Raw genomic sequence first — 8838 nt, 5'->3', positions numbered from 1 at the left:
AGTACAAGGCAGCGAGTCGCAGACAGCTCAAAATCTTGAGGAAGATTTTGAGCTTGCTGATAAAACTTTTGAAGAAAGTTTCAATGAAGTACGGCAAGACGAGCTAACACAGTAATAAAAGATAAACTAAATGAGTATAAAAAGTGGTCATAGGCTTGGCCTCTACAAAGCCAAAGAGCTTGCCCAACAATTAGGGGGAGACCTTTTTGTCGAAAGCCTGGTAGGTCACGGATCTTGCACTACCCTTCGGCTTCCACAAATTTAACCAACTGAAAAGCAGTCCGACTCGTGTCCGACTGCTTTTCAGTTTGACTAATTTCCAAATAGGCGAGACCAGAATCCTTTTCTAGTCTGCTGCTCTTCGACTTGTTTCTTAGCCGCATCTAATTCCAACTTCAAGGTATCTTTATCATTCATGGCCTGAAGGGTTAGTTGCTGTTGCTGGTCCAACTGCTTGTCCTTCTCTGCAATTTGCGAATCCTTGGTCCTGAGTTGCTCGTCCTTGGACTTCAATTGCTCATGAAGCCGTTCAATTTCTCTTTCTTGGCGCGTGATCTCTTCGTTCTTCTCATCCACCAATATTTGTAGAATTTCTCTTTGTTTAGCATCTTCGCTGATTGGCTCATCTTCGAAAATGGATTTTTTGTAGATACCTTCTAGCTTAATCAAGCCACTCCGTGTAACAACCGTCACGCCTTTTTCATTCTTAGACAGATCCTCAGGTGGGAGGGTTTTGACACGGGTATTAACGGCTTGGCGGCTGATTCCTAAAATTTCAGCAAGTTCGCTGACGGTTTTCTCAATTGCCATAAGACCCTCAATGTAACTTTTACTTTTTCTTTTTTGGTATCTAAATCTTATCACATCCCACTTGGACTGTCAAATATTCCGAAGTTTCTAAAAACCTATGATACAATAGCTGTATGAAGCATTTTGAAACGATTGTATTGGGTGGCGGGCCTGCAGGCATGATGGCCACCATTGCAAGTGCCTATTATGGCCAAGAGACCCTCCTCATCGACAAGAACCGTCGCCTAGGCAAGAAGCTAGCCGGAACTGGCGGTGGCCGCTGCAATGTGACCAACAACGGGACTTTAGACGATCTCATTGCCAACATACCTGGCAATGGCCGTTTTTTATACAGCGTCTTTTCCCAATTTGACAACCACGACATTATTCGTTTTTTTGAAGAAGAAGGAGTGGAGCTCAAGGTCGAAGATCATGGGCGGGTCTTTCCAAAAAGCGATAAGTCGCGTACCATCATTGAAGCCTTGGAGAATAAAATCAGGTCACTGGGGGCGTCCATTCTGACCCAAACGGAAATTGTGTCGGTTAAGAAAAAGGACGAAGTCTTCCATCTCCGCTCCGCCGATCAAGAGTGGACCTGCCAACGTCTCATTGTCACAACCGGTGGAAAATCCTACCCTTCAACAGGTTCGACCGGTTTTGGCCATGACGTAGCACGCCATTTCAAGCATCACATTACGGACCTGGAAGCTGCGGAAAGCCCTGTTCTAACAGACTTTCCGCATAAGGAATTACAAGGGATTTCCCTTGACGAAGTCATCCTCAAACTTGGCAAACGCGAAATTCGTCACGACCTCCTCTTTACCCACTTTGGCCTATCAGGACCAGCAGCTCTCCGGATGTCTTCCTTCATCAAAGGAGGGGAGACCATTGAATTGGACTTGCTTCCTGACCGGTCCAAGGAAGAACTTGTGAACCTCTTGGAGCAGAACCGTGACAAACAAGCCAAGAACTTCTTCAAAACCCTCCTACCAGAACGCCTGGCACTCTTCCTCCTTGGGAATCTAGCTGAGTTTCCTATCAAACAGGTCCCAACCAAAGATTGGGAGCACGTTCTCAACAAGATCAAGGGCCTTCAGATTCCCGTGACCGGGAAAATGTCCCTAGCCAAATCCTTTGTGACCAAAGGAGGAGTTGACCTCAAAGAAATCAATCCCAAAACTTTGGAAAGCAAACTCGTTCCCAGCCTCCACTTTGCTGGGGAAGTCATGGACATCAACGCCCACACAGGTGGCTTCAACATCACCAGTGCCCTCGCCTCCGGCTGGGTTGCTGGCTCCTCTATTTCCTATGACTAATAAACGAATAGAACGTTAAAAGACTCCTTTCAACTTCTCATACAGAGTTGAACGGAGTCTTTTTGCAATGTTCTTTATGAGAGTAGGACAGACACCCATGAGGGCGTTCCTACCTCTGTAATTATTCCACAGTTGGAAAGGCCAAACTTGGTTTGGCATTGAGGTCCATCCCCGCTAGATGGTTTTTGTTCCATTCACTGACACTGGCGTAGGCTATCATGCCGGCATTGTCCCCACAGAGACGTAGGGGGGGAATAACTACTGGAATATCCGTGATTTCTTCCGCAAGACGCTGACGGAGTCCTTGGTTGGCAGCCACGCCTCCTGCTACCACTAGCATTTCGACCGGGTACCGCTCCAAGGCTTTCTTGGTTTTTCCAAGTAGGATATCGAGGACAGCTGTTTGGAATGAGGTCGCCAGGTCTGCCTGATTGAGTTCTTCTCCTTTTTGTTGCGCATTGTGATGAAGATTAATAAAGGCAGATTTTAAGCCAGAGAAAGAAAACTCAAGGTTATCCTCTTGCAACATGGCTCTGGGGAAATCGTAGACATCTTGGCCTTGATGAGCCAATTCATCCATTTCCCGACCCGCCGGATAGGTTAGCCCCATTACACGACCAACCTTGTCATAGGCTTCTCCCACCGCATCATCTCGCGTTTCCCCAACAATCCGGTAGTCCCCTGGCTCCTTGACATAAACCAACTCGGTATGACCGCCACTAACCAAGAGCGCCATCAATGGAAACTTCAAGTCCGCTTGATCTTGAGCCGCCATCAAATGCCCCGCCATGTGATTGACCGGAATCAAAGGCAACTGATGAGACCAAGCAAAAGCCTTGGCTGCCGACAAACCGACCAAGAGAGCTCCCACTAAACCAGGACCATAGGTTACCGCAACAGCATCCACATCATCTGCCTCAACCTCAGCTTCCTTCAAGGCCTCCTCAATACAAGCCGTGATAACCTCAACATGATGGCGACTGGCTACCTCTGGCACCACACCACCAAAACGCTTGTGACTCTCAATCTGACTGGCAATCACATTCGAAGCCAAGCGCCCCTCCTTCAAGACCGCCACACTGGTCTCATCACAAGAGGTCTCAAATGCCAGAATGATTTTCTCGTCCATACAACTCTCCCTTCATCAAAATTGCATCCTCTACAGGATTCCGATAATAGTTTGGTCGCCGCCCGACCTCCACAAATCCAAGTGATTCATAAAGCCCACGCGCCGCCTGATTTGATTCTCTTACTTCTAAAAAATAAGGCTGTTCCCCGGGGAGCGACAAGAGTAGAGCACGAGCCAACCCCTGCCCCCTAAAAGTAGGCAGTACCCCTACCTGCAAAATCTCCCGCTCCCCAGCCAAATCTTGCACAACACAAAGAGCTGCCAACTCCGCTCCCTTATAGAGGGTCCAAAAATGGGTGTCGTCCCGCTCCAGGTCTCGGGCAATCATCTCCTCCGTCCAAGGAGAACCAGCTGAATACACCTGATTCAGAAAGTCAAAGACCTCTTGACTTGTCACCACCCTCATACGCGTTTAATGTAAGACTCATCCGAAGCCTCTGAGCCCTGCTTCTTCAACCACTGTTCCTCAGCCTCAACCCGCTTGAGATAGTTGGGCACCAAGGCATGCGGCTCCACAAGCTCCACATCCGGCATCTGAGCCAGAAGGACTGCATCTGGCAAAGTCGGCAAAATACGCGCCTCAGGCAGCGCCGCACGGATGGCTGTCTCAAAGGCTGCCACTTCTCCCACAAGCGTCACCTGTTCTTGCTCAGCAACCAAACGGAGGATCTCCTCCATAGCATAGTAGCCCTCCTCTTGATAAGCCACACCATCCTGGTAAAAACCAGCATAGGCATGCTGACGGCGAGCATCCATCAAGGCCACCACAGTCCCACTCACATAGGCGGGAACCAAAGCCCGTAGACTCGATACAGCCACCAACTCTGCCCCTAGCGTCTGAGCCAGAACCTTGGCCGTGGTCACGGCAATTCGAACCCCGGTATAAGAACCCGGTCCATAGGCCACCACAATCCGATCCAAATCAGCTGGTAGCCAGTCACAAGATTGAAAAAGATAGTCGATGGTGGGCATCAAGGTGATACTGTGATTTTTCTTAAGGGCCAGGGTCACTTGCCCGACCATTTTGTCCTCCTCTAGCAGGGCCACTGATAAGGCCTGATTAGAGGTATCCAGAGATAAAACTTTCATCTGATTCTATTGTCCTTACTTGATAATCCCTTTTATTTTATGATATAATCAGCATTATTGCAACGAAACAAAATTTAGCGATTCAGAGAGGAAGGAGCCGGATCTTCTGAAGTTCCCCTCCTTCCTTTTCTTATGAAAAGGCGCAATAACTAGAAAGGAAACCTATGATTTTTAAAGTTTACTATCAAGAAGTCAAAGACCGCAGCCCACGTCGTGAGTCAACTCGTTCACTCTATCTCGATATCGATGCTAAAACTGAATTGGAAGGTCGCATTCAAGCCCGAGAATTGGTTGAAAACAATACCGACTACAACATCGAGTTGATTGAGGCTCTCTCTGAAAACCACTTGGCTTATGAGAAAGAGAATGCTAACTTCGAATTAACGGAGTTCCCATCATGAGCTACCAACTAAAAAAAGAGGAGGTTGGGGTTTTTGCCATTGGTGGTCTCGGTGAGATCGGGAAAAACACCTATGGGATTGAGTACCAAGATGAAATCCTCATCGTCGATGCCGGGATTAAGTTTCCAGAAGACGATCTGTTAGGGATTGATTACGTCATTCCTGACTATTCTTATATCGTCGACAACATTGACCGTGTCAAAGGTGTGCTCATCACCCATGGTCACGAAGACCACATCGGAGGAATCCCCTTCCTTCTCAAGCAAGCCAATATCCCTATCTATGCCGGTCCCTTGGCCTTGGCTCTGATCCGCGGAAAGTTAGAAGAACATGGACTCTTGCGAGATGCCAAACTCTTTGAAATCAACCACAACAGTGAGTTGCAATTCAAACATCTCAAAGCCACCTTCTTCCGTACCACTCACTCGATTCCAGAACCTCTGGGAATTGTGATTCATAGCCCTCAAGGGAAGATTGTCTGTACCGGAGACTTTAAATTTGACTTTACCCCTGTAGGGGAACCAGCGGACTTACATCGCATGGCCGCAATCGGTGAATCTGGCGTTTTATGCCTCCTTTCCGATTCTACCAATGCGGAGATTCCAACCTTTACCAACTCGGAAAAGGTGGTTGGTCAATCCATTATGAAGATTATCGAGGACATTGACGGACGGATTATTTTCGCTTCCTTCGCCTCCAACATTTTCCGTCTCCAACAGGCTGCGGAAGCTGCGGTCAAGACCGGGCGTAAAATCGTCGTTTTTGGTCGCTCTATGGAGAAGGCTATCGCTAACGGAATTGAACTCGGTTACATCAAGGTACCGAAAGGAACCTTCATTGAACCAAATGAAATCAAGGAATACCCTGCGGAAGAAATTTTGATTATGTGTACGGGTAGCCAGGGAGAATCCATGGCCGCTCTCTCCCGAATTGCAAACGGTACCCATCGTCAAGTCCAACTGCAACCTGGCGATACAGTCATCTTCTCTTCCAGCCCCATTCCTGGAAACACTACAAGTGTCAATAAGCTAATCAATAAAATCATCGAAGCCGGTGTTGAAGTTGTTCATGGAAAAATTAATAACATCCACACCTCCGGACACGGTGGTCAGCAGGAGCAAAAGCTCATGCTTCGCTTAATTAAGCCAAAATACTTTATGCCCGTACACGGTGAGTACCGCATGCAAAAAATCCATGCCCAACTCGCTGTTGACACAGGCGTAGAGAAAGACAATGTCTTTATTATGAAAAACGGAGACGTCCTAGCCCTCACAGCAGATTCCGCCCGCATCGCTGGCCATTTCAATGCCCAAGATATTTACGTGGACGGAAACCGCATCGGAGAAATCGGAGCTGCTGTCCTTCGTGATCGAAAAGACTTGTCCGAGGACGGTGTGGTCTTGGCTGTCGCAACCGTTGACTTCAAGAGTAAGATGATTCTGGCAGGTCCAGACATCCTTAGCCGTGGTTTCATCTATATGCGTGAATCTGGTGACCTCATTCGCCAAAGTCAACGCATCCTCTTCAACGCAATTCGCATTGCCTTGAAAAATAAAGAAGCCAGCATTCAGTCCGTTAACGGAGCGATTGTCAACGCCCTACGGCCTTTCCTTTACGAAAATACTGAACGTGAACCCATTATCATTCCAATGGTTTTAACACCGGATGAAGAAAAATAGAAATTAAAGAGGTAGGATTTTATATCCCACCTCTTTTTCTAATCTTGAAAGCGGATGACCTGATCCCCAGCATCCACTTGCGCTTCTACTCCAAATGGAATGATGCAGCGTGGAGTCGCATGACCGACGTTAATATTGGCCAGAATTGGGAAGTCTGGATTGTCAATGACCTCCCGTAAAATGTGATGATAGTCGTCCATGTAGGCCTGTTCCTGCGGTTTCCCAAAAAGGAGTCCAGTAACAACATCGAAAAGACCGTACTCCTTCAATTTGCGGAGCATCTTCTCAAAATCCTCTGGACTTGGTTTTTCCTCGCTGGTTTCCAGGAGGAGAATTTTCCCCGTCCAATCCTCCAAGGAAGGAAAGAGTTGGTATTCTTGGCAGAGTTCCGCCTGACCTGGGAAGCGACCTCCCGCTAGTATTTCATACAGAGACTCTAGACAGCCTCCAAGGATGGGACCCGTAAAGGTGCTGGGTCCTTGCAAATGGAGAAAACCTTGATTCGGATGAGAAGGCATGGATTTACCTAGACCAGCGGGGCTGAAGTCCTCCCTTTCTTGATACCAAAGCGGACTTGGGTGAATCTCCTCAATTTTTCCTTTTTCCAAAAGTTCCTCAAAATAAGAACGCGTATAGGGAAGCATATCCGGAGCTAGTTCGCAAACATCGGGCAGAAAAGCTTGACCATAGAAGGTCGGTAAGCCCAACTTATGCAACATGAGATGGTTAGCGGTCGTGTCTGAAAATCCTAAGAAAATTTTCTGAGAAAGAACCTTCTTGAGCTCATCATCGGCAAAAAGATGGGGTAAGAGCCGGTAGGTGTCCAAACCTCCGATAGCACAAAGAATCATATCCAGGGAAGGGTCAGAAAAGGCATCTAGCATATCTTGAGCACGCGCCTCGGGATGCTGATCTAAATAATCCAAGCCCTTAAGAGCATTGGGAAGGAAGACGACCTCCTGTCCCAATTCTTCTAAGCGCCGTAAGCCAAGTTCCAGTTCATGGGCAATAAAGTCTTCCCCAAGTATTCCACTGGAGAGGCTGACAATTCCAATTTTCTTTACATTCATAAATATCTCCTACATGTTTCATCATTACGATTGGGTACAATTCCATCTCTTCTAATCGGTAGCCGTATTGTTCTTCTCCATTTGTTGATCAATCAAGTCGGCAATCCGCTTGTTCAAACCTTCTTCATCGTTGGTGGCGGGAGATCCTACTTGTTGCACAACTAAGCGGACTTGCTGCAATCCATAAGCTTTCTGCTTCTGTTCCAGCTTTCGGATATCTGCCTCGGTCAAAGCAGGACCGGTTACCACAACCTCTAACTCTTGCTTTTCCATATCCAAACTTTGGTTGAGGACGATTTGCTGGGAAAACTCACGAGTTACAAAAGTCTGGGCCGCCTCCGCGAGGACTCGTTTGTCGGACTCTTTTTTCGCCGGAAGGACTAGCCATAAAATCAAAACGGCCAACAGGGCATAAACCCCAAACACCTGAGGGCTTTTTGGAATACTGTCCTTCATAAATCGAGCGACCAGATAATGCCCCAGCATAATGAAGAAAATGTTAATCGCAAAAGATAGAGACTTCCACTCACAAAGGTCAGCTGACCAGTCGCAATCCCATAGCCGGTAGTACAAAGTGGTGGAACCAGGGACGTTGCCAGGGCCACACCAGCCGCTATGTGATTTCTTTCTTTTCTCCGAACTCCAACAGCCCCGACCAGTCCACCGACCAAGGAAATCAGGATATTCCAAAGGTTCGGGGAGGCCTGACCAGTTAATTCTGATCCAGCTGTCTTGAGAGGCGTTAACCAAAAATAAATGGTGGCCAGGCATATGGCGGCAAGTACTTGCAAGACCAGTATCCTCAAGGACCGTCGAAAAAGGGACAGATTCAGCCAGAACAGGCCGACCCCCATACCAATGATCGCAGGCATTAAAGGGGAGAGGAGTTTGGCCCCTAAAATCATCGGTATGGAATTCAGATTGAGGCCAATACAGCCCACCAAAACAGACCCAAACAAGAGCAGCCAGTGTTGTTTTTCAAACAATAGTTCAGCACCTACTCGATTGAGGTATTCTTCCTTTGACCATCTATTCTGCATGATACTCACTCCTACTCTGACTCCTATTTAGAGGACCAGCTCTTTCGTTTTAAGCAAATTATAGTCTTTTAGTTTATCTTTTATTACTGTGTTAGCTCGTCTTGCCGTACTTCATTGAAACTTTCTTCAAAAGTTTTATCAGTAATCTCAAAATCTCCCTCAAGATTTTGAGCTGTCTACGACTCGCTGCCTTGTACTAAAGTAAACTAAAACTCCAAGCAGGCTTCGCCTGCTAACTCATGACGGAAAATTAGTTTAGGTATATAATAAAGATGAGCAATACAAATCCGTAAGTTTATTAGGGCTTTGCCGAGCCTGTAACTAA

10 protein-coding genes and 1 pseudogene are annotated in these 8838 nt (G+C 47.2%); 4 read left to right on the top strand and 7 right to left on the bottom strand.

Translation table 11 applies throughout. From position 1 onward, the window contains the following. Positions 1-145: 145 nt before the first annotated feature. Positions 146-265: pseudogene (locus I2503_RS09685) on the top strand (ATP-binding protein); the annotation flags it as partial. Positions 266-312: 47 nt separating this feature from the next. On the opposite strand, the gene I2503_RS08400 reads toward I2503_RS09685, so the two are convergent. Beyond that, positions 313-810, bottom strand: coding sequence for a DUF536 domain-containing protein (locus tag I2503_RS08400; RefSeq protein ID WP_196092357.1), 498 nt, complete (start codon positions 808-810; stop codon positions 313-315). A 113-nt stretch (positions 811-923) separates the two neighbouring features. On the opposite strand from I2503_RS08400, the gene I2503_RS08395 reads away from it, so the two are divergent. Beyond that, positions 924-2105: an NAD(P)/FAD-dependent oxidoreductase gene (locus I2503_RS08395; protein WP_196967661.1), complete on the top strand. Its 1182-nt coding sequence runs from the start codon at positions 924-926 to the stop codon at positions 2103-2105. A gap of 121 nt (positions 2106-2226) precedes the next feature. Here the strand turns inward: I2503_RS08395 and tsaD are convergent, their stop codons facing one another. Genes tsaD through tsaB form a run of 3 tightly spaced genes read right to left on the bottom strand, consistent with a single transcriptional unit; the run spans position 2227 to position 4323 of the window. Continuing rightward, on the bottom strand, positions 2227-3234 hold the full coding sequence (gene tsaD, locus I2503_RS08390) for a tRNA (adenosine(37)-N6)-threonylcarbamoyltransferase complex transferase subunit TsaD (protein WP_196967660.1): 1008 nt from the start codon (positions 3232-3234) through the stop codon (positions 2227-2229). After that, a complete protein-coding gene (rimI, locus tag I2503_RS08385) occupies positions 3206-3631 on the bottom strand; it encodes a ribosomal protein S18-alanine N-acetyltransferase (protein WP_348769628.1) in 426 nt (141 codons plus the stop codon). Before rimI ends, tsaD begins: the two co-directional genes overlap by 29 nt. Positions 3632-3636: 5 nt before the next feature. Then, positions 3637-4323, bottom strand: a complete 687-nt coding sequence (tsaB, locus tag I2503_RS08380) for a tRNA (adenosine(37)-N6)-threonylcarbamoyltransferase complex dimerization subunit type 1 TsaB (protein ID WP_196967658.1) — start codon at positions 4321-4323, stop codon at positions 3637-3639. 164 nt (positions 4324-4487) lie between these two features. Here tsaB and I2503_RS08375 point away from each other — a divergent pair, with 164 nt between their 5' ends. Then, on the top strand, positions 4488-4724 hold the full coding sequence (locus I2503_RS08375; protein ID WP_196092352.1) for a DNA-directed RNA polymerase subunit epsilon: 237 nt from the start codon (positions 4488-4490) through the stop codon (positions 4722-4724). Beyond that, positions 4721-6403 carry a ribonuclease J gene (locus I2503_RS08370; protein ID WP_196092351.1) on the top strand — a complete coding sequence of 561 codons (1683 nt, stop codon included), beginning with the start codon at positions 4721-4723 and terminating at the stop codon, positions 6401-6403. The genes I2503_RS08375 and I2503_RS08370 overlap by 4 nt, the downstream gene beginning before the upstream one ends. Before the next feature lie 38 nt (positions 6404-6441). Here I2503_RS08370 and I2503_RS08365 read toward each other — a convergent pair whose 3' ends face one another. From I2503_RS08365 to I2503_RS08355, 3 genes are read right to left on the bottom strand one after another with little or no spacing between them, the layout of a single operon-like run. Beyond that, positions 6442-7473 (bottom strand): S66 peptidase family protein, encoded by a 1032-nt coding sequence (locus tag I2503_RS08365; RefSeq protein WP_196967657.1) that lies wholly within the window; start codon positions 7471-7473, stop codon positions 6442-6444. A gap of 51 nt (positions 7474-7524) precedes the next feature. Continuing rightward, on the bottom strand, positions 7525-7929 hold the full coding sequence (locus I2503_RS08360) for a hypothetical protein (protein ID WP_196967656.1): 405 nt from the start codon (positions 7927-7929) through the stop codon (positions 7525-7527). Further along, positions 7926-8513 carry a DUF389 domain-containing protein gene (locus tag I2503_RS08355; RefSeq protein ID WP_196967655.1) on the bottom strand — a complete coding sequence of 196 codons (588 nt, stop codon included), beginning with the start codon at positions 8511-8513 and terminating at the stop codon, positions 7926-7928. The genes I2503_RS08360 and I2503_RS08355 overlap by 4 nt, the downstream gene beginning before the upstream one ends. Between the last annotated feature and the right edge of the window lie 325 nt (positions 8514-8838).

It is taken from the genome of Streptococcus sp. NLN64, from assembly GCF_015831295.1.
Lineage (GTDB): Bacteria > Bacillota > Bacilli > Lactobacillales > Streptococcaceae > Streptococcus.
Note: the sequence above shows the minus strand (reverse complement) of the source record. Positions and strands in the feature narration are given on the sequence as shown.

What these genes read in the sequence shown, in the direction of transcription:
- I2503_RS08395 (WP_196967661.1), top strand. Translation starts at nt 924, where the DNA reads ATGAAGCATTTTGAAACGATTGTATTGGGTGGCGGGCCTGCAGGCATG.
- tsaB (WP_196967658.1), bottom strand. Translation starts at nt 4,323, where the DNA reads ATGAAAGTTTTATCTCTGGATACCTCTAATCAGGCCTTATCAGTGGCC.
- I2503_RS08355 (WP_196967655.1), bottom strand. Translation starts at nt 8,513, where the DNA reads ATGCAGAATAGATGGTCAAAGGAAGAATACCTCAATCGAGTAGGTGCT.
- I2503_RS08370 (WP_196092351.1), top strand. Translation starts at nt 4,721, where the DNA reads ATGAGCTACCAACTAAAAAAAGAGGAGGTTGGGGTTTTTGCCATTGGT.
- tsaD (WP_196967660.1), bottom strand. Translation starts at nt 3,234, where the DNA reads ATGGACGAGAAAATCATTCTGGCATTTGAGACCTCTTGTGATGAGACC.
- I2503_RS08375 (WP_196092352.1), top strand. Translation starts at nt 4,488, where the DNA reads ATGATTTTTAAAGTTTACTATCAAGAAGTCAAAGACCGCAGCCCACGT.
- I2503_RS08365 (WP_196967657.1), bottom strand. Translation starts at nt 7,473, where the DNA reads ATGAATGTAAAGAAAATTGGAATTGTCAGCCTCTCCAGTGGAATACTT.
- I2503_RS08360 (WP_196967656.1), bottom strand. Translation starts at nt 7,929, where the DNA reads ATGAAGGACAGTATTCCAAAAAGCCCTCAGGTGTTTGGGGTTTATGCC.
- I2503_RS08400 (WP_196092357.1), bottom strand. Translation starts at nt 810, where the DNA reads ATGGCAATTGAGAAAACCGTCAGCGAACTTGCTGAAATTTTAGGAATC.